Here is an 18,954-nt window from a genome sequence, read left to right as displayed (position 1 = left end):
ACTCTTATGTTTTTGTTTTAATAATAACGTCACGAGATTTAATTAAGCACTTAGCTCCATCAAAAAAAAGTTCATCGCTATATGTACCCGTAATGAATACTTTGGAGGCTTTTTTATCTAACCGTTTTTTCAGCGTTAATGAAAAGTCAGACTCAGCTTTGTAATTACCACCGGCGTGTTGATGTATACTTATATTATCCATAGCATGTGTCGTGTTATCGGTTTCAAGTGCTTTAATTAAGCGTTGCTCAATTTGTTTTTTACCTTTGCTGAGTATGCCTAATTTTTTTACCGTAAACACGGCGTCATTAGTAAATAAGTTTAAATAATCAAGCACTGGGCCGTTATCTCTAAATTGGGGGTAGGATTGAATAGTGTTTTTACACGCGTCTATGCCATTTTGCGAAGCAAACGAAATGACAGGTATGAACAAGTACACACAAAATAGTGTTTTATACATTTTAGTTACCTTTTATGAGCTTTAAAAGGGGCAATAAATGCCCCACTTTAATTTAAAAACGACGCTTAACACTTAAATAAGCTTCGGCTCCGCGCCCATAAATAACTTCTGCGTACGACAATCTAGGGTTATTATTTGAAGATGAAATATACTCTTCATCAAATAAATTGGTTATACCACCAGTTACCTGCCAGCTTTCGTCTGCATTGTTTAAGGTAAAACTTGTATTTACCAAGGTTTGGCTTGGGTGTTTAATTTGTTCAGCGTTATTAGCATCACCTTCTACGCTTGATTTGTACGACATATCAATACGCGACATAAGTGACCAACCACTTTCAAAGTCAAGATGATGTACTAAATTTAAGCTCGATGTTGTTTCAGGGATCCTTGCAAGGTCACAGTCGGGTAAACAAGCAAAATTAACTGAATCATCTAAGTTATCGTATTTAGCGTCGAGTAAACCAATACTGCCCTCTACCACTAAATTGTCGGTAACAAACCAATTAAAGTCGGCTTCTATACCGTCAATGCTCGCTTTAGCTGCGTTTGAAGTAACACGTGCCCCCGAGCTACTTGCTGTACTTGCACTTACTTGCATATCGTCATAAGCCATTGTAAATGCAGCAACCTTGAGCGATATTCCGCTATCAAAACTTATTTTTGCACCAAGTTCATACATATCTACATATTCTGGATCGTAACTAATTGCCTTTAAGTCGTCACTTGTATCGGCATTTCCAAGCCCTGTTGGAGCTAAATAACGCGGATTAAACCCGCCTGATTTAAACCCCTGCGAAAACGTGGCATAGGTAAAAAAGCTATCACTTACGTCATACGAAGCGGTTAGGCGCACTGTTGAGTCCGAAATGTCAGTTTCGGTTTTATCATCAACTAAAGTAACTAACGCAGGTAGCCCTGTATCTAAATAGTCGTTTACGTTAGTGTTATCAAATCCTGTAGGTGCGTAAAGTGGCGATGGTGCGGTACCATTAAAGCCAAAAATTTGCAGTGTGTTATAAGTTTTTTCTTCTTCGGTATAACGTATGCCAGCAGTTAAATGAAAACGTTCTGTAATATCGTAAGTCCCTTCGCCAAATAACGCCCAGTTTTTGTTTGTGAGTTCGTTGCCAAATAAACCACGGATCAAAATAGTACGGCTCGCAGCAGGTAATACTACATTTGTGTCCTCTTGAGCATCTTCATCAAAGTAATAAAAGCCTGTTAACCACCTAAATTTTTCGTGATCGCCTGAAATATTAAACTCTTGGCTAAACTGATCTTGCTCCTGTCGGTTTGATGTATCAAACACATGAAATTGACTCTGATCTGAGTCACGTTGAAATTCTGATTCAAGCTTACGATAAGCAGTGATCGACTTAAAATTTAGGTTATTGTGTGTGTACTCAAGAGTCAGTGAAGTACCAAAAATGTCATTTTTAGAAATAGCCGGTGTTGTAGAGTTAGTATGTGTTTTACTACCACTAAGCGAATTAACGCTAAAACAACTATTTGGGTTAGCTTCTATGTGTGTTAGATAGCTCGAATAACCGCTGGTTGTAGTATCTAGGTCGCCATTTGGTAAAAATGTGAGCCCTGCATCAGGCGCATTACAACCAAAATTTGCACCCGTATTATATCTATAAGGCATTGCGCCATCTGGGTAGCCAGTTACCGCCACATTAGGTGCACCATTTTCATCATCTTTGGTGTAATCAACGTTTAAATTAACTTCTAGATTATCGGTTGGAAGCCATAAATACTGCCCACGTAAAGAGTAGGTATTGTCATCCCCTAAATCTTGCCCTAAGCCATTAGTAACATAGCCATCTCTTTTTTTACCAATTGCTGTAAATTTGGCCGCTGACGTATCTCCAACGGGTAAGTTGATAGAGCCTTGTAGCTCTTGGCGGTTATCGCTGCCATAAGTGGCTTTTACAAACCCACTCATTTCATCTAGTTCAGGCTTTTTAGAAATTAACTGAATTGCCCCACCAATTGTATTTCGACCAAATAAAGTACCTTGTGGACCTCGCAATACTTCTACTCGCTCTAAATCGAGTAAATCTATAATGCCACCCACAGAGCGCGCAACATAAACTCCATCTACATAAATGCCGACTCCTGGGTCGGCATTTATTGTAAAATCGAGTTGGCCAATGCCGCGTATAAAAATACTGGGTGCCGACGAATTACCCGAGACCGGAGATGCTCCATCGAACACAACATTGGGTGCTACACGTGCAACATCACTTACATCTTGAAACCCTCGAGCCTCAAGGCCATCGCCACTAAATGCCGATATTGCAATGGGGGTTGTCTGCAGGTTTTCTTCTTTTCTGCGGGCTGTTACCGAAATAACTTCCATGCTTTGTTGAAGTGAAGACTTTTTAGGTTTTTGTTCATCATTACTTTGGGCCGCAGCCGACGATATGCTTCCAAGCGCTGTTAAAACCGCAATGCAGGAAGAAAGCTTTTTTATTTTAATCATAATGTTACTTGCCTTAACGTTGATTTCTTATACTTTTCTTCAAAACATATCGCCCATGAAGTAATTTATAGTGAATATAAATTTATGTTCACATGAACATATGTTAAGTTCATATGAACATAATTAAATATTAATGTAAACATGGATTTTAAAAGCAGAGGTGGTGATGAAAAAACACATTAAATCTAAAGGTCGAAGGTCGCGTAACCCCATGCCATTTGATTCATTTATATCTGTGCAAATAAACCGTTTAGCAGGTTTGATTTTTTCGCCCGACAATCAAATGAAAGGCCTACCAAATAATTTAACAGTAAGAGAATGGCAAGTAATTGCGACTTTAGGCGCATTTGGAAAAATGACAAACAAAGAAATAAACACCTTTGTAAGACTCGACCATGTTGCAGTTTCACGAGCAATTAAAAGCCTAAAAACGAAAGATATAATAGAAACACAACAATCAGATTTTGATAAACGCAGTACGCAAATCCAGTTAACCGAAAGCGGTTTAACGTTGCACGATAATATTGTGCCGCAGCGTGTAAAAATAAACGCAGCTATTGATGAAGGCCTAACCGCAGAAGAAAAACAAACCTACTTAGCGCTTACCGCCAAGTTAGAAAAACATGTTCAGTTGTTAGATAACTAAAGTACTACAAAAAGCGTTAGCTAAACATTACATATATTCAACTAACACTTTGTATTTATTAAATTACTTTTGTGCTTTTTTGCTTAAGTTTTCAATTAAATCTTGGGCGCTAAAGCTGTTGTCGCTGGGTTTTATACCTTTGCCCATTTTAATATCAATTAAGGTGTGCACTTCTTTGCGTTTATCATTGTTGCTTACCTGTACGCCTACGCTGCTTGTTGGGCGTGCGCGTGTTTCGCAGGTTAATAAACCACAGCTTCGCTCATATTGCGGGCTGTGTGATGCACTAATAGATGATGCTGGGGCTTGCGATTTAGACTCAACAAAGGTTTCTTTATTTGTTACAACAAACCAGTCGTAGCCTTGCGCTTGGGTAAGCTCAGCTGCGCGTAATAATGCATAATCACCGGCATCGGCTACATTATTTGACACACTTTTAAACTCTACTCGGTATTGGTCGTCGCTAATTTTTTGCTCGCTGTAACCTTGTGAGCCATTATTCGCGGCGCGGTAATCAGGTTTAGAAGCGCAGCCCGCCATAAGTAAAATACTGATAATTAAGATAGATGTTTTCATAATTCACCTCGTTTTATACACATTATTATTTGTTTAACTGCCACTTTGCGCTAATTGCTTGCTGCTCTTGCGCTCTATCTAGTGGTACGCCGCTGATCATGCTATCTATAACAGCATCTAACTCACTGTTATTAGACGCCGTTTGATATTGCGCGCCGTTATTACTTTGCTGCGCGGCTGTTTGCGCTTTAATTTGCCAACCGTTTTGCGTTTTACAAGCAATGCTTGTTTGCGTGGTATTGTTTGAGCTTAGTGCATACTGCCTACAAAGCTCACCTTGCTGATTTTTAAAGCTAAGCTGCGCGCTAAATAGTGAGCCATCACTTTGCTCAAACACACCACTACTTAGCTGTGTGTTAAGCGCTGAGGCTATGTTACTGGCTACTAAATTTTGCGACTCATTGGGTTGTAAATAGCTCGTCATTGCAATACCAAATACCACGGCAACGCTTGCAGCTATTGCTAAGCTTTTATTAGCCGACTGCTTAACCCTTTGCCAAGGGGTTAACGTAACTACATTGCTATTTGACGTGTTTTTAATCGTTGCTGTATCAAATTTGGCAACCGTTTTAGCTAATGAGTCACTAAGGGGGGCGTCATCAATACTTGAAGCGTGCTCTTTCACTAGCATGTCTACTTCGCTTAGCTCTGCAAGTCGCATTACTAGTTCATCATTGGTTTCGAGGGCTTTACGCACTTGCTCCATTTCGTGCTCGCTGAGTTCTGAGTCTAAAAAGGCGCTAAGTGTTTCGTCGTTAATGTTCATACTTGCTCCTTTTTAAAGTCGGGTTTTATTAAATTATAAAGTGTACTGCGTGCGCGTGATAATTTACTCATTACACTACCTATAGGTATATCGAGCGTTTGTGCGACTTCTTTATAGGCCATGCCCTGCACTGCCACAAGCGATACAATGGCGCGTTGCTCTTCGGGTAATTGCCCAAGTGCTGTATTTACATTTTTAAGCATTTGTTTGTTTTCGAGTGTTTGGTGCTCATTACTTGAAATTGGCTCTGGTAAAACATCGGCCTGAGCCGTATTTTGCCTTACTTTGCGTGAGCGGTATTCGTCTATCCACACATTTCGGCAAATTTTAAACGCCCATTTAGCAGGCTCAACGTCATCCGGAATGCCTTTTACTAATAGTTTTTCAATTGTTATTTGCACTACATCGTCTGCATCTGCTTTACTACCCGTTAGCGAATAGGCAAAACGCCTAAGCATGGGCAATAAGGTTTTTAATGTTTCGTTCATTGATTTTTACCCCTTTTATAAAGAAGACGATTCAAAAAAACATTTATTCCCAAATAATCAAAATAATTTGAATAATGAAATATTTCTATGTGTTAAACGTTAACTAACAGTGTAATAAAAAATAAGTAACCCACTATGAACATGAAAAAAGTCCGCGTTAAACACATAATAGCCGCCTCGCTTTGCATATTTAGCGCAACGAGCTCAGCCAATATAGTGAGAGTCGATCAGGTACTTGGGCAGCTAAACCCAATAGAGCAGCGTATTGAGCAAACTATAGAGCGGGCACAACGCCTGCCGCTTCCGGTGCCTGTTCCACAAATATCGATTGATGAACTAAAAGCGCAAATTAGTGAGCCAATTAGCAGCTTACCCAATGTGCTTAACATTAATATAAATAGCCAAAACACCGCATTTGTTGAAGTAGAGCTAGAAAACGGCTTTAGAGCAATAGAGCGCCAATGGTTATTAATGGCAAATAGCCAACAGCTTAATACCCTAAAGCAGCAAAATGTAACTATTGTGTCGGTAAAAAATTACAACGCACTTAACATGAGCTTAGTGCGCTTTAACGTGCCCCAAGGTGTTAATTCTAAAAATGAGTTATTAAAAGCGCTTAACTTAGATGAGTCTGCAATACTTGACCGAAACCACATTTACCAAGCGCAAACAGGCGAGCCTACCTTAAAAGTAACGCAAAATAAGCCTGTTGCGCCTTACTGCACACAAAGTGTAAAAATTGGCATGATCGACAGCGCCATTAATACCAAACACGGTGCATTTAAAGGCGCAAATATCATCACACAAAGCTTTTTACCACAAGGGTTAAGCTCGCCAAATTTACACGGCACCGCCATAGCGGGGTTAATTACGGGTAAAGGCGAAAAACTTAGCCCGCTTTTAGGCAGTGCCAAGCTTTACAGTGCCGAGGTGTTTTATAGGCAATCTGAATATGCACAAGGGGCTACATTATTTGCCATAGTAGAGGCACTTAACTGGTTAGTTAGTAAAAAAATACCCGTTATAAATATGAGCCTAACAGGGCCAAATAACGCAGTTTTAGAAGCAAGTATTACTGCTGCAATAAAACAAAATGTGTTAATTGTAGCTGCTGCAGGTAACCAAGGGCCGGCGTCGCAGCCGTTATACCCAGGTGCATATAAAAGCGTGATAGCGGTAAGTGCTATTGATGCAAATAACCACATTTATAGATGGTCAAATAAAGGCGATTACATAGACTTTACAGCCCTTGGTGTAAATGTTGTTACAAGCCAAGGCAATGGAAAATTTGGGAGGGAGTCGGGTACGTCAATGGCGGCGCCGCATGTAAGCGCGGCATTGAGTTGTTTATTGTTAAAGCATGGTAATAATAAAACCAAAGCACTTAAAGAACTTACATCGCTTGCCAAAGATTTAGGCGAGCAAGGCAAAGACACCACCTTTGGTTATGGCGCCATTTACCCACCTAAAAGTGCACTTTAACTGACGCCGATAAAACCGATTGCGTATAGGTATTGCTACTAAGCTTTGATTGATAATCGCCATATTCAGCCTCGGCTATGAGTGTTACGTGCTCAAATACAGCTAAATTATAAAACGCATTAACTACATTTCGGTGCTCATCTCGCGACGGTATTTGCTCAAAAAAGTCATCCGTTGTTTGTTCATCGTAATCTTTATTTTGATAACGCCAGCCAGCCCCCACTTTGTTAGCCACATTAAAGGCCGTAAATTTGTGCGTAACTTTAGTAGTAAAACCGTAGCCGTTAAAGTCGTATTGGTTGTCGTCGGCGTTTTCTTTATCGGCACTTAGCGCTGCCATTAGCATGGTTTGCCCATTATTTATAAAATGATAAAGCGCTACATCGCCGCCTACACCGTCGGCATTACGTGCTTTTGCAGTAGTAAAACGTTTAGCTTTGGTTTTTATACTCATACGCAAATACGTATGCGGGTTTAAAAAATGACCATAATAAGCACTGGCTTGGTTGAAGTGTAAAAATGGTTCGCCATCTACATTTGCTTTTGCGCCATCGTAACGAACTCCTACCTCATGGCTATTAAAGCTATAGCTGCCATCTAAACCATATTGATGCAGGCCTAAATCGTATTGATCAAACTCATCGTAGTCTTGTTGTTCAAACTTATAGCTTGAAGTTAATTTAGCGCCTTTGGTTAATTGCCATTTTGCATTAACACCGGCTGCGGTTTTTATGCCGCTGTCACTTTGCGACGAAATATCGTCAAGCTCCTGAACAGAGAGCGCCGAGTTACTTAATACCCCAACTTCAGCATCTGCGTTTAGCTCAAAGCTACTTTTAAAGGGTTTAGTTTGCTCAGGTGTTTTAACGTGGTTGGTTTGTGCAAGCACCGCTTGGGCACTAAAAACACACAATGTGGCGGTAATAACTGCTTTCATATTTATTCTCCAACAGGCCGAATAGGTTTCCCTATTCGGCATTTTTGCAAACACGTGGCGTATTAAAGGCCTAGGTCTAAATCGTTAGTAATGTTGGTTACTACTTCACTTGCGGTGCTAAGTGCTACATCGTTACTAATTTGATCAGTGACCGCCGCACTCACCTGCCCGCTAACACTTTGCTGTACCGTGCTTTGTAAACTGCTAACCGTACTATCTTGCACACTGGCAATTAAAGATTGCTGAACACTGCTTACTACTTCATTACTGGTATTAATTACATCACCTACTTGCAGTGCAGAACTCACTGAGTTTGCAGCCGTATTAGTCATTGCTAGTTGGTTTGTAAGCTCACCCGCATTAAGCGCATTTGTTGCATCAGCTTGTGTAACTAAATCGGTAGCGCTACTTATATTTGAAAGTAACGAGGCATCGGTTGGTGTATCGGTAGTATCAGGCTGAGCGGCTTGCTCAGAGCTAACAGAAAGTAATGACGACTGGCTCACAGCGGTTGTTAAGTTACCCGCCGATGAGGTTAACTGCGCTGTTGTATCAAGCGCTGTATCGACTGCGGTATTGCCTGTGGCATTTAAAGACGAAGCCGATGTGTTTAATGCATTATTTAAAGATGAGTCGGCAGATGCAACTAATGAACTTGCAGGCTCTGCGGTCTCGCTGCTTTCTTGCGCTGGAGTTTGTGTATTATTAGCCGTTGAATCTGTATTTTGTGAGTCATCAGCCGTTACTTGTGTATCGTTAGATACGTCTGTGTCATTACTACCACTGGCTGTTAAACCGTTTTGTGAAAGCGTAATAGATGTAGATGTTTGTTGTTGCGCCGACGTTGACTGAGATAGTTCAATATCAGCGGCGTGCACTGCACCTGTAAAAGTACACACACCGCTTAACATCATTACGCTTACAATTTTATTTAATTTAGTCATTGTTTTGTCCTCTAGTTTGTCGGATTGACATAAAGAAGACGATTTACAAAAACACTTTATTCCAAAATAAATTAAAAATTTACAATAAAGCCATTTATTATTTAAATTTCAATCACTTACAAACAAGATGATACGCTACTGCGTGAGCGTTTCACTATTTTGTATCAGCAATAATAGCTCAGCAGTGGCAGTTGCATCGGCCAATGCGCGGTGATGGCTGGTTAAATTTAAATTAAAATGCGCACTAAGGTTACCAAGCGAATACGACTTTAAGCCTTTAAACGCTCTGCGCGATTCAACCACGGTGCACATTTTTGGCATTTTAAAAAAGTGCCCTGCAACCTCGCACTCTTTTTTAATAAATCCGTAATCAAAGTTTACGTTATGGGCTACAAAAATACTGCCTGCGAGTTTATCTAGTAGTGGCTTTGCTATTTCGGCAAATACAGGCGCGTTGTAAACCATGCTATCGCTTATGCCGGTTAGCTTAGTAATAAAGCCGGGTATATGGCGCTGCGGATTAATAAGAGTCGTCCAAGTATCTATTACTTTACCGTGCTGCAGTTTAACTATGCCAATTTCGGTAATGCGGTTACCACCCTTTAAGCCGCCCGTGGTTTCTATATCAACGATGCTGTAAACACGGTTAGGGTCTACAAACCATTTAACTGCGGCAATATGTACCGTAAAGCCTACATTTTTTAAATTATCAATAGTGGTAAGTTGGTTGCGCCTAAGCTTATCGCCTGGGGCTTTTACCTCTTCAAAATGTACTTGGCCATTATTAATAACCATTAAATCGGGGTAGCCGTCTTTTAGCTGTAAATAGTGTTTGCTCATGGCCGTTAAATGCGCAATTAACGCTTCAAGCGGGCTGTTTAAAATAAGCGCCTCTAGTGGCTCTAATAAATTGCTGCGCCATCTAAATAACCCATTAGGCTGCTCAAAATACTGCGCGGCATGTTTACATACCAAATTAAGCAGCGCCTGATTAGTACTACAGCTTTTTAAACGTGCGTCAATTTGCGTGCTTTGTGCTTCATAAAAATTACCAAGCTGTAAAATTTGCGGGTAAATATCAAATTCATTACACGGCGGGTACGGCGACTCTATAAACAACTCGTGCCAAAATACTAAACCAAATAAGCTTTGCCATAAGGTGTTTTCCGTATTAAAAACCGTTAACCCTTTTGCGGTGTAATGCTCATTTACGCCTTGCTCTACATCGCCTCGGTAAATTTCGTCAATTTCAAGCACACATTGGGTATCGGCCAGCATAGTGCTTAAGCGCGAACGCGTTTGTTTATTAAACCTACGCATTAAAAAGTCGTCAGCAAAGTACAGTAGGTCGTCGGTGAGCGGGTTTTCTATTATTTGTTCTAGCTGCGCTTTTACCCACTCTTTATTACCTAAGCGGTATTGCTCTCTTATTTGAATTTCTTGGGCTTCGGCGTAATCGGTGCAGCCTTCAAGTAAGCTAAAGGCAAGTTTGCTATCGGTATTTTTAAGTTGTTTATACAGCCTAACCAGCAGTTTGTTTTTAATATCGTGCGCTTGTGCACCGTGCGCCGGTTGCGCTAAAACTAAATGCGCAAGCTCGATGTAAGGTGTTTTGTCATCCAAGGTTTCAGCTTTTGCATTACCGCCCGTTTTGCCAATGTTTTTAAACGCTAAACGGTAACGATTTAAAACATAATTAGATTGCGCCTCAGCTAATGTATTAAAGCGCGACAAGCTCTCGCTGTGCCCTTCGCGGGTAGCGGTTAATCCTAAATCTCGCATAACAAAGCGGTTTTGATGGTTTACATCGCCACTACTTAAGCGCCCTGCAAATAAAAACTCAAAATACTCGTAATAATCTTCACGATTATTAATGACATACTGGCTATATAAAGGGGCGAGATCATCTGCGCGCTCACTAAAAAATTGGCACGCAATAGTGACCAACTCTCCTTTGGCTGCGCTTTTTTTAAAGCTTACTTGCTCACTGTAATTACTGAGTAACTCCACCAGCATGGGCTTAGTTAAATGCGCTATAAGAAGCTTGTAATGCTGCGCGTTTGGCTCATATAAAATACCCGCTGTTTTTAGCGTATAAATAGCCTGATACGGCGAGGTTATTTCTTCATAATTAAGCGATTGCGCCTGTACTAAATAAGGCTTGCGCGAATAAACACGTGCCAACATGCATTGGCTTTGCTCATCTAGCTGGTTAATTTTACTAATAAATTGGCTGTGCTTGGGCTCAAGTAAATGCATACATTTACTTGTTACAAACTCAATAAGCTCTCTAAAATGTGCTAAATAGTATTTTGCTGGTAATTCTTTTTTCATAACATCGCCACAACTGTATATAAAAACAGTATCTAGCATTTGTGCTTATTATTCAATCTTAAACTTGTACCTAAAACACGCTATAGTGAGCGTATAAAAGTAAATTTATTAAAAATAAAGGACTTACCATGAGCGCGCACCCATACGATGTTTTATCACTTAATAACGGCGCAAATATTATTTTTACGCCTTGCCCTGGTACAAAAACACAAAACCTAGCGGATTCAATCGCTACATTAAAAGTCGCTGGCACTCACATGTTACTATCGCTTATGCCGCAAAAGGAGCTTGAAAAAAACAACGTAGAAACAATTAATAGTGAGTGCAACAAGCACGATATAACCTGGTTTCATTTACCTATAAATGACGACGAAGCACCCAAACAGCCTTTTACATCAAGCTGGAACACCCACAAAACAGATATACTACAAGCCATACAGCAAAAACAAACCATTGCCATACATTGCAAAGGTGGCACTGGCCGCACAGGGTTGGTCGCTGCACTTATTTTAAATTCGGCAGGTTATACAAAAGAAGAGGCATATAACTTAGTACAAGGCATTCGCCCTAAAGCGCTTACTATAGATCTGCAAAAAGAGTACTTTGAGAACTTTGAAGTGTGAAGCAGGAACTGGGGAATATGTTAACTAACCGTAATTATGTAAATCAAAAAGCCACCAAATAGAAAAGAGCCAAAACCTGCAGGCCTAAATGTGCTTTTAAATTTTTGGGCAGACCACACAGCAAATTGTCGATGTTTTACTGAACCTATTATTGCAAGCCCTAAACCCACCGCAATCAGTAAGTACCCAATACTTACTATTAATTGAGGGTACACAGTAACCTGGCTATAAAATACAAATACACACCCTGTTACTAACCGACTAATAATTTCAAACCAATGAAAATAGGTTTTTTTACTGAAAGTCACGATCCCATTTGACCAATAATTAGGGTTAACTATCATGACAATGCTTAGACACATCATCAGTAATCCAAACACGGCAATTAAGTACACCTAACTCTCCTAAAAACTAATGTCTGCATAATTCAATACAGTCGCACTGACTAAAGTTAGCTAAAGAATCGCAAAAGCCAAGTGCTTTGCGTCTCTTTGATACCAATCCGCTTAATTAAGTGATCTATTTTGAGGATTGGTATAATACTGTTGCTATTAGACTTGCAAGCTCATGTAGTAAAAACGATCATCTTCTTCATCGACTGCAAATCCGATGCGGCTATATAACTTAAATGCAGGGCTACGCTGAAATACTTTGAGGTCTATGAACTTGACACTTTGTTGACGAGCCATATCAACTACTTTAGCAATAACATGAGCACCATAACCTTTGTTTTGATTAGCAGTTGCAATCTGAATATCGCGAAGTTGGCAACGCCCTTCTTCATACGATAAACGCACAACACCTATGTGTTCACCCTTACACAAAATATCAAAATTTTTGAGGTTTTTGGTAGCTTGATACACGCCTTCTACATCCCAATCTACCGCATACATTTCGTAATAGGGTTTCATATTGTTAAACGTAAAGTGTGCAGCAGCCTTTAAGTCTTCAGTAGCAACAATCTCTAACATCCATCTAGCCCCCAAAAAGAATTCACACTCAAAAAACTAAGTAGCCACTTTAATTGAATAAGCTAAACTGCGCTATAAATTACGCGTGTTAATTGGTTGTTTAGTTTTAGCCAGCTTTCAGAAGATATATTCAACCTTTAATGTATAAGAAAATGGGCAATATCTATATGGCAACACAGGGTTAGTCGCTGCGCTTATTTTAATTTCGGCAGGTTACACAAAAGAAGAAGTGTACAGCTTAGTACAAGGTATTCACCCTAAAGCACTGACTATAGAGCTGTAAAAAGAGTCCTTTGAGAACTTTGAGGTGTAAGAACAGACTGAGGAAATTTAGCACTATGAATAGTGCTAAAAATACTTTAATGCTAGTAATGAATTGCCGTTTGTAACGCTTAACTACTTGTTATATTCCCACACTCAAAGCCTCTGCAAGCTCTTTAAGTATATTTTCTGAAGCTTTAACCATTGTTTCACTTACTATCGGCTCCGCGCCATGAATAATTGTATTTCGTAATGTAATGAGGTTTTTTATTTCCTCAAACAAAACATAATCTATTCTTTCAGCTCGTAGAATAAACTCAGCAAGTCGTACATTTGATATCCTTCTGGATCTAGCAGGATTACCTTCCAATTGAGATTGGTAAGCTTGCCCATACTTCTGGATTATATACTCAAGTTTATTGTAATTAGTTAGGAAGATTTCTAAACTTCCTTGATCCTCCTTGCTAGCTACTGGGTCAACTAAGTGTTGAATAGCCTTACTTTCTTTCTCTATTCTTTTTGGAGAAATAACATCAAAAATAAAATATGCGATAACACATAAGTTGAGGACAAAAAATGATTGTCCAACATTCATTATTATAGTTATTAAAATTGAATTTGAACCGCTTTCAGAAGCAATAACCGCATTGGATAGTAATAAGGTAATTAATGAAAGAATAGTTATAAAAGTCAGGATTTTGAAATATCTGCTTTTTAAGCTTTCAACAGCTTCTGTTAGAGTATCATCTTCGAACTCTTCTCTACTCAATTCATTTCGAAAAAATATGAAACCTGTAAGAGTTAAACCATAAACACCAGCTAAAACTTGAGCAGAAGTTGAGTAAAGATAGAGAACTTGGTTCTCATTCAAAATCAATAAAGGCGTTTTTATTCCAATGAAGCTTGCTACTAGTGAAACTGATACTAGAAAAAAACATGATATTGATATTACATTTGACGGTGACAAAAATGAATTCCTTTCATTAAAAATATATGCCTCAATAAATAGCGCGTAGATTGATGTTATTTTGTTGCTTTTTCTTTTTACAAAAATGAAAACAACCGTAATACATAAAGTTGATTAGCTTGTTTTGTTAATTAAACTTGCTTTGCGTTTTGCTATAACCTCTTCTAGGTGAGGAGGCTTAGTAATAGGAGGATGAACTAATTCAGCAACCTTAAATACAGTATCCCTAAATTCTTTTGCCAAAGATATAATATCATTCCCAACACTCACCAAAGAGTTTTGCTCATACATATACCTAGCCTGAAAAAATACATCTTTATTTTTTATCAATAAGTCAGGTAGATTCGAATTTTTGCGTATTAATTTATATTGCTCACATAGTAAAACTTGTAAATCTTCAGGAATCTTCTCATAGAGTGAAAATAAATCGTGACCGCGCTGTGTTTTTTTAAAGCTTTGGGAAAGACCATTACCAATTGAAATTTTCTCTTCTTCCGAAAGAAATGCTTTTAAATAAATTTCAATTGCCAATGCTGCATTTATAGCCCCTCCCCAAACTTTTCCATGCTGACTACATAACTCAGAAACTTCTTGGTATTCATTTGCAGCTCTCAGAACCCGTATATCAGGAATGTTGTGCATGACACCTCCGTAAAAATAACATATGTCCCTATATTCAATGCATTTACCTTATCCACCAAATAGCCAACTGTAAACAATTACTTAATTTCGAACAGATTAGTAATTGCAGAAACACATCGAAATGGGTGAGATCAGCAATATTGGTCAAAACAAACACTTCCCATACAAAGCATATTATTTATTAAAATTCAGCCTGCGCTATTCAAAAAAGGCAGTACTTAAGTTAAAGGTATCCAATCTAACGCCTTTAAGCTAATACCTTTAAATTAAAGCCTTTAAAAACAACTTAATTTATACTCGCCAACCCCTTTATACCTGCACAAATGTATTCAGCCATAGCGCTTTACGATATTATGCTCCTTTATATTCAATTTATATTTCAGGGCACATAATGACAACGCACACACCGCCTTCCCACTCAGCCAACACAGCTGAAAACACTTCTCTTTTTTACGTAATATTTATATCGGCCGTGGCTGCTATTGGTGGCTTTTTATTTGGTTTTGACTCGGGCGTTATTAACGGCACGGTGTCGGCACTTGGTAATGCTTTTAATTCAAGCAGTGTAGCTACGGGCTTTAATGTAGCGTCGGTATTATTAGGTTGCGCCGTGGGGGCACTTGCAGCAGGGCCGCTGGCTGATAAATTTGGTCGCCGTGCAATTATGATCATCACCGCGATTATTTTTGCTATTAGCGCGTTTGGGTCGGGCATTAGCGAAAGCTCGGCTGAGTTTATTTTTTACCGCTTATTCGGTGGGTTAGGTATAGGTGCTGCATCGGTATTGGCGCCAGCTTATATTGCAGAGGTTGCGCCACCTGCCCTTCGTGGCCGTTTAGCTACACTACAGCAACTCGCTATTGTATTAGGTTTATTTGCTGCGTTTTTAAGTAACTATTTAATTGCTGATGCAGCTGGCAGCGCGCAAAATATTTTAATGCTTGATATAGCCGCTTGGCGCTGGATGTTTTGGGCAGAGCTTGTGCCTGCAATACTGTTTTTAGTGGGTGTGTTGTTTATTCCTGAGTCGCCTCGTTATTTAGTGGCGCAAGGTAAAGTAGACGATGCAAAATCGGTATTTAGTAAAATTTCGAACGACAACCTTGATGCGCAAATAAGCGATGTTAAACGCTCTTTGCGTAGCGACACAAAGCCAAGTATTCGTGATTTATTTATTGATAACAGTAAAAAAGTACACCCAATTGTTTGGGTGGGTGTTGCGCTGAGCGTATTTCAGCAATTTGTAGGTATTAACGTGGTGTTTTATTACGGCTCTGAGCTGTGGCAAGCCGCTGGGTTTGATGAGTCGCAATCGTTATTTATAAATGTACTAGCAGGTACTACTAATATTGTATCGACCTTTATTGCCATTGCCCTAGTTGACAAAATTGGCCGTAAACCACTGCTCTTAGTAGGCAGTATTGGTATGTTTATCAGCTTAAGCGCGCTTACTTATATATTTGGCAGCGCAGGCCTTGATGAAGCAGGCAAGCTTGCACTTAGCGATAACATGGGTACGTTTGCGCTTATAATGGCTAACTTATTTGTGGTATTTTTTGGTTTAAGTTGGGGCCCGGTTGTGTGGGTGTTATTAGGCGAAATGTTTAATAACCGAATTCGCGGCGCAGCGCTTGCTGTTGCTGCAAGCGCACAGTGGATTGCTAACTTTGCCATTACCATGACCTTCCCTATTATGCTGGCTAATATTGGCCTTGCAGGTGCATACGGCTTTTATGCTTTATCGGCACTTATTAGCATATTTTTTGTGGCTAAATACATTACAGAAACCCGTGGTAAAACTCTTGAGTCTATGTAGTCGACTTAAATATTTAATCATTCTGGCGTGCTAAATAGTCTAATAACTTAACACAATAGGTATCATTCAAAATTTAATTAACCTGAGCTGCACATAAGAAATGGAACTAAATGCCCTTGCGGTGATCAGATCTTTCGACCAAGAAGGTATTGTGACCCCCTTTCTTATTACAGCCATTAACACAGTGCAAGAAGTGGCTAATTTTAATAGCGATAAAAAATAAGCGCGAGATAAGCTCGCGCTTAAATTACTTTAAAATTTATAGGTTACTTGGCCTACTATTTCACGTGGGCTGCCCGGGAAGTGGCCATTACGCTCAGTAAAGCCACTTACTGCATATTCTTTATCAAATATATTATTAATATTTACACTTAATAACACATCGTCAAAGTGCGTAGTCCAGCTCATGTCAAACACAGTAAAGGGTTTAACTTTTTGCCCTACTCTGCTCAACTGCTCGCTTACGTAATTAGCACCAAATGCGATTGAAGAGTCTATAGAGTCAATAGCGTAACGCGTCCATAAGCCAGCCTGATGGCGTGGTGCATTAGAAAAACGCGAGCCGTCGCCAAATGTATTCGAAACTGTATCGCCCGTGACTCCTTTAATAACTTCTGTATCGTTGTAAGCGTAGTTTGCAGTTATCGTCCAATGCGCTGATAAATCACCAACTAAGGTTGTTTCAAAGCCGCGGCTTTCTACCTCACCAATATTTAAAAGCGCTGCAATGCCATCACCCGCGCCAGTGTCGTCTGGGTTACTCATTACTACGTTTTCTTTATTAATTTGGTAAATAGCAAAGGTGCTCATAATTTTGCCATTAAGCCATTGGTTTTTCATGCCAATTTCGGTTTGTTTACCGGTTTCTGGGGTTAAACTACCCTCACCTTCTACGTCTTCTTGATCATCCGATGATGCTGGGTTAAAGCTTTCTGAGTAATTTATGTATACCGATGTGTTTTCAACAGGTTGGTATGTTAGAGCCACGCGCGGTGTTACATCGCTATCTGAGTAACTAAAGCCCGTTTCTTGGTTAAATTCTTTAAAGTGGTCGTAACGCAAACCAGCAATAACTGTCCATTGCTCGCTTATACTTATTACGTCCTGTACATAGAGCCCAAATCGGTCTGTATCAACGCCATCACGGTTCAAATCAGTTAGGTTGTAAGTGCTTGGATCGGTTTCGCCGTAATTTAAATTAAATATGTTTAAATTAGCAACGCCATCGGCCTCAAAGCGGGCACGAAAATAATCATACTCGGTATCAACTGTATGATAGTCGCCACCAAATAGTACTTGGTGTGTTAATTGGCCTTGTTCAAAGCTGTAAACAAAGTCAGTCGTTAAGCTAATTTCCTCGTTGGCGCGGTATTGCTTACGGTACTCTCGCCCAATTGTTTCATCGTCAATATTTGCTTCACCATCGCCGTTTACATCTACCCAGCTTTGCGACTCATGGTAAGCTTGGTCTCGTTCGTTATCCATGTAACGCAGTGTGCTACTTACAGAAAAATCATCACTAAAGTAATGTTTTAACTCGGCTTGCAGTACTAACGCTTCCATGTCTTGGTAGTCAAATGCTTCATTCGCGTTATAACTTGGGTCAACTAAAAAGTTGCCGTTGTCATCGACCGGTACACCACGTAAACGATTACCGCCTAAGTCTTGCTTGATGTAGTCAACACTTGTGGTTAGTGTCGTTGAATCGGTTAAATCAAATAATAAACCACCGGTAAACTCAGTATTTTTTGAATCTGCATTATTACGAAAACTGTCTTTCTCTTCGTAATAACCACCTACTCTGTATGCCATTGTGTCGGTTAAACCGCCGGTCATATCGAGTGATGCACCACGTGTGTTGTAATTGCCAAGCGTTAGTTTTAGCTCTTTACTTTGCGTATAACTTGGCTTTTTAGTTACGTAGTTGATCATACCGCCCGGCTCACCGCCACCATATAACGCAGAGGCTGGGCCTTTTAATACTTCTACACGCGCTACATTAAATAATTGTGGCACACCAAAGCCCGAGTACGGGTCGCCGCGTACGCCATCGTAAAATACGTTAGCGTCATCTCTAAAACCACGAAAAGTAACACCCGAATAACTGTACTCACTTACCCCTGCTATTGAGCGGTATAAATCGGTAATGTCGCGCGCGGCTTGGTCAATAATAAGTTGCTCGGTTAATACCTGCGCAGATTGCGGTAATTTAATAAGATCTAAATCTGTTTTAGTCCCAATTTTGCTTTCGGTTTCGAGGTAAAACTGCTGAGCGCGGCCTGTTACTTCTATTGTTTCAATTTCGTTATTTTGCTCGGCAAATGCCACATTAGAAAAAGCAGAAAAAGACGCAGCAATACTGAGCGCCAAATATTTTTGGTTAAACATGTTGATCCTGAAAAGAGGTGTATAAATCGCCACGAATGATAACGACTATCATTACTGTATGCAATGCAGATAATTTCATATTCATCCTTATTTTTAGAACTAATCGCAACTAAAATAGGTACTTAAAGACTTTTTCGCTCACGTTTTATACATATTCCCTTTACG

The 18,954-nt window shown here is 39.7% G+C and carries 18 protein-coding genes and 1 pseudogene; 6 read left to right on the top strand and 13 right to left on the bottom strand.

What is annotated here, in order from left to right; translation table 11 throughout:
• Window positions 1-4 precede the first annotated feature (4 nt).
• Both WDB87_RS11205 and WDB87_RS11200 read right to left on the bottom strand, forming a co-directional pair.
• Entirely contained in the window at window positions 5-460 is a 456-nt protein-coding gene (locus WDB87_RS11205; RefSeq protein WP_337849914.1) for a nuclear transport factor 2 family protein, read from the bottom strand.
• A gap of 52 nt (window positions 461-512) precedes the next feature.
• Complete coding sequence (locus tag WDB87_RS11200) at window positions 513-2,948, bottom strand: TonB-dependent receptor (RefSeq protein ID WP_337849913.1); 2,436 nt, start codon at window positions 2,946-2,948, stop codon at window positions 513-515.
• Between the two features lie 166 nt (window positions 2,949-3,114).
• Here WDB87_RS11200 and WDB87_RS11195 point away from each other — a divergent pair, with 166 nt between their 5' ends.
• Window positions 3,115-3,594, top strand: coding sequence for a MarR family winged helix-turn-helix transcriptional regulator (locus WDB87_RS11195; RefSeq protein ID WP_337849912.1), 480 nt, complete (start codon window positions 3,115-3,117; stop codon window positions 3,592-3,594).
• A gap of 63 nt (window positions 3,595-3,657) precedes the next feature.
• On the opposite strand, the gene WDB87_RS11190 is transcribed toward WDB87_RS11195, so the two are convergent.
• The 3 genes from WDB87_RS11190 to WDB87_RS11180 are packed head-to-tail and all read right to left on the bottom strand — an operon-like array spanning window position 3,658 to window position 5,424.
• Window positions 3,658-4,170 (bottom strand): CC0125/CC1285 family lipoprotein, encoded by a 513-nt coding sequence (locus WDB87_RS11190; RefSeq protein WP_337849911.1) that lies wholly within the window; start codon window positions 4,168-4,170, stop codon window positions 3,658-3,660.
• A gap of 25 nt (window positions 4,171-4,195) precedes the next feature.
• Complete coding sequence (locus WDB87_RS11185; RefSeq protein WP_337849910.1) at window positions 4,196-4,936, bottom strand: anti-sigma factor family protein; 741 nt, start codon at window positions 4,934-4,936, stop codon at window positions 4,196-4,198.
• Window positions 4,933-5,424, bottom strand: a complete 492-nt coding sequence (locus WDB87_RS11180; protein ID WP_337849909.1) for an RNA polymerase sigma factor — start codon at window positions 5,422-5,424, stop codon at window positions 4,933-4,935. Before WDB87_RS11180 ends, WDB87_RS11185 begins: the two co-directional genes overlap by 4 nt.
• 135 nt (window positions 5,425-5,559) lie before the next feature.
• On the opposite strand from WDB87_RS11180, the gene WDB87_RS11175 reads away from it, so the two are divergent.
• Window positions 5,560-6,906, top strand: a complete 1,347-nt coding sequence (locus WDB87_RS11175; RefSeq protein WP_337849908.1) for a S8 family serine peptidase — start codon at window positions 5,560-5,562, stop codon at window positions 6,904-6,906.
• On the opposite strand, the gene WDB87_RS11170 is transcribed toward WDB87_RS11175, so the two are convergent.
• The 3 genes from WDB87_RS11170 to WDB87_RS11160 all read right to left on the bottom strand — a co-directional run bounded on the left by WDB87_RS11170 (window position 6,890) and on the right by WDB87_RS11160 (window position 11,160).
• Complete coding sequence (locus tag WDB87_RS11170) at window positions 6,890-7,843, bottom strand: hypothetical protein (protein ID WP_337849907.1); 954 nt, start codon at window positions 7,841-7,843, stop codon at window positions 6,890-6,892. The genes WDB87_RS11175 and WDB87_RS11170 overlap by 17 nt on opposite strands.
• Window positions 7,844-7,905: 62 nt before the next feature.
• Complete coding sequence (locus tag WDB87_RS11165) at window positions 7,906-8,787, bottom strand: hypothetical protein (RefSeq protein WP_337849906.1); 882 nt, start codon at window positions 8,785-8,787, stop codon at window positions 7,906-7,908.
• Between the two features lie 135 nt (window positions 8,788-8,922).
• On the bottom strand, window positions 8,923-11,160 hold the full coding sequence (locus WDB87_RS11160; protein WP_337849905.1) for an exonuclease domain-containing protein: 2,238 nt from the start codon (window positions 11,158-11,160) through the stop codon (window positions 8,923-8,925).
• 89 nt (window positions 11,161-11,249) lie between these two features.
• Between WDB87_RS11160 and WDB87_RS11155 the strand changes: the two genes are divergently transcribed.
• Window positions 11,250-11,744, top strand: coding sequence for a phosphatase domain-containing putative toxin (locus tag WDB87_RS11155; protein WP_337849904.1), 495 nt, complete (start codon window positions 11,250-11,252; stop codon window positions 11,742-11,744).
• Between the two features lie 20 nt (window positions 11,745-11,764).
• On the opposite strand, the gene WDB87_RS11150 is transcribed toward WDB87_RS11155, so the two are convergent.
• The gene (locus WDB87_RS11150) at window positions 11,765-12,052 is read right to left on the bottom strand and encodes a hypothetical protein (RefSeq protein WP_337849903.1); all 288 of its coding nucleotides are present in this window, start codon (window positions 12,050-12,052) and stop codon (window positions 11,765-11,767) included.
• Window positions 12,053-12,295: 243 nt separating this feature from the next.
• On the bottom strand, window positions 12,296-12,715 hold the full coding sequence (locus WDB87_RS11145; protein ID WP_337849902.1) for a GNAT family N-acetyltransferase: 420 nt from the start codon (window positions 12,713-12,715) through the stop codon (window positions 12,296-12,298).
• A gap of 169 nt (window positions 12,716-12,884) precedes the next feature.
• Here WDB87_RS11145 and WDB87_RS11140 point away from each other — a divergent pair.
• Window positions 12,885-12,998 (top strand): annotated as a pseudogene (locus WDB87_RS11140) (protein phosphatase); the annotation flags it as partial.
• Window positions 12,999-13,118: 120 nt separating this feature from the next.
• On the opposite strand, the gene WDB87_RS11135 reads toward WDB87_RS11140, so the two are convergent.
• Together WDB87_RS11135 and WDB87_RS11130 are read right to left on the bottom strand one after the other, a co-directional pair.
• A complete protein-coding gene (locus tag WDB87_RS11135; protein ID WP_337849901.1) occupies window positions 13,119-13,943 on the bottom strand; it encodes a hypothetical protein in 825 nt (274 codons plus the stop codon).
• Window positions 13,944-14,057: 114 nt separating this feature from the next.
• On the bottom strand, window positions 14,058-14,585 hold the full coding sequence (locus WDB87_RS11130) for a hypothetical protein (RefSeq protein WP_337849900.1): 528 nt from the start codon (window positions 14,583-14,585) through the stop codon (window positions 14,058-14,060).
• Between the two features lie 391 nt (window positions 14,586-14,976).
• Between WDB87_RS11130 and WDB87_RS11125 the strand changes: the two genes are divergently transcribed.
• Together WDB87_RS11125 and WDB87_RS11120 are read left to right on the top strand one after the other, a co-directional pair.
• Window positions 14,977-16,401, top strand: coding sequence for a sugar porter family MFS transporter (locus WDB87_RS11125; protein WP_337849899.1), 1,425 nt, complete (start codon window positions 14,977-14,979; stop codon window positions 16,399-16,401).
• 100 nt (window positions 16,402-16,501) lie between these two features.
• Window positions 16,502-16,624, top strand: a complete 123-nt coding sequence (locus WDB87_RS11120) for a hypothetical protein (protein ID WP_337849898.1) — start codon at window positions 16,502-16,504, stop codon at window positions 16,622-16,624.
• 29 nt (window positions 16,625-16,653) lie between these two features.
• On the opposite strand, the gene WDB87_RS11115 is transcribed toward WDB87_RS11120, so the two are convergent.
• Window positions 16,654-18,789, bottom strand: a complete 2,136-nt coding sequence (locus WDB87_RS11115) for a TonB-dependent siderophore receptor (RefSeq protein WP_337849897.1) — start codon at window positions 18,787-18,789, stop codon at window positions 16,654-16,656.
• Between the last annotated feature and the right edge of the window lie 165 nt (window positions 18,790-18,954).

The sequence above is a fragment of the Pseudoalteromonas sp. C12FD-1 genome (genome assembly GCF_037414265.1).
GTDB lineage: Bacteria > Pseudomonadota > Gammaproteobacteria > Enterobacterales > Alteromonadaceae > Pseudoalteromonas.
This window is presented reverse-complemented; position numbering and strand designations above follow the sequence as displayed.

What these genes read in the sequence shown, in the direction of transcription:
- WDB87_RS11205 (WP_337849914.1), bottom strand. Translation starts at nt 460, where the DNA reads ATGTATAAAACACTATTTTGTGTGTACTTGTTCATACCTGTCATTTCG.
- WDB87_RS11200 (WP_337849913.1), bottom strand. Translation starts at nt 2,948, where the DNA reads ATGATTAAAATAAAAAAGCTTTCTTCCTGCATTGCGGTTTTAACAGCG.
- WDB87_RS11195 (WP_337849912.1), top strand. Translation starts at nt 3,115, where the DNA reads ATGAAAAAACACATTAAATCTAAAGGTCGAAGGTCGCGTAACCCCATG.
- WDB87_RS11190 (WP_337849911.1), bottom strand. Translation starts at nt 4,170, where the DNA reads ATGAAAACATCTATCTTAATTATCAGTATTTTACTTATGGCGGGCTGC.
- WDB87_RS11185 (WP_337849910.1), bottom strand. Translation starts at nt 4,936, where the DNA reads ATGAACATTAACGACGAAACACTTAGCGCCTTTTTAGACTCAGAACTC.
- WDB87_RS11180 (WP_337849909.1), bottom strand. Translation starts at nt 5,424, where the DNA reads ATGAACGAAACATTAAAAACCTTATTGCCCATGCTTAGGCGTTTTGCC.
- WDB87_RS11175 (WP_337849908.1), top strand. Translation starts at nt 5,560, where the DNA reads ATGAACATGAAAAAAGTCCGCGTTAAACACATAATAGCCGCCTCGCTT.
- WDB87_RS11170 (WP_337849907.1), bottom strand. Translation starts at nt 7,843, where the DNA reads ATGAAAGCAGTTATTACCGCCACATTGTGTGTTTTTAGTGCCCAAGCG.
- WDB87_RS11165 (WP_337849906.1), bottom strand. Translation starts at nt 8,787, where the DNA reads ATGACTAAATTAAATAAAATTGTAAGCGTAATGATGTTAAGCGGTGTG.
- WDB87_RS11160 (WP_337849905.1), bottom strand. Translation starts at nt 11,160, where the DNA reads ATGCTAGATACTGTTTTTATATACAGTTGTGGCGATGTTATGAAAAAA.
- WDB87_RS11155 (WP_337849904.1), top strand. Translation starts at nt 11,250, where the DNA reads ATGAGCGCGCACCCATACGATGTTTTATCACTTAATAACGGCGCAAAT.
- WDB87_RS11145 (WP_337849902.1), bottom strand. Translation starts at nt 12,715, where the DNA reads ATGTTAGAGATTGTTGCTACTGAAGACTTAAAGGCTGCTGCACACTTT.
- WDB87_RS11130 (WP_337849900.1), bottom strand. Translation starts at nt 14,585, where the DNA reads ATGCACAACATTCCTGATATACGGGTTCTGAGAGCTGCAAATGAATAC.
- WDB87_RS11125 (WP_337849899.1), top strand. Translation starts at nt 14,977, where the DNA reads ATGACAACGCACACACCGCCTTCCCACTCAGCCAACACAGCTGAAAAC.
- WDB87_RS11120 (WP_337849898.1), top strand. Translation starts at nt 16,502, where the DNA reads ATGGAACTAAATGCCCTTGCGGTGATCAGATCTTTCGACCAAGAAGGT.
- WDB87_RS11115 (WP_337849897.1), bottom strand. Translation starts at nt 18,789, where the DNA reads ATGTTTAACCAAAAATATTTGGCGCTCAGTATTGCTGCGTCTTTTTCT.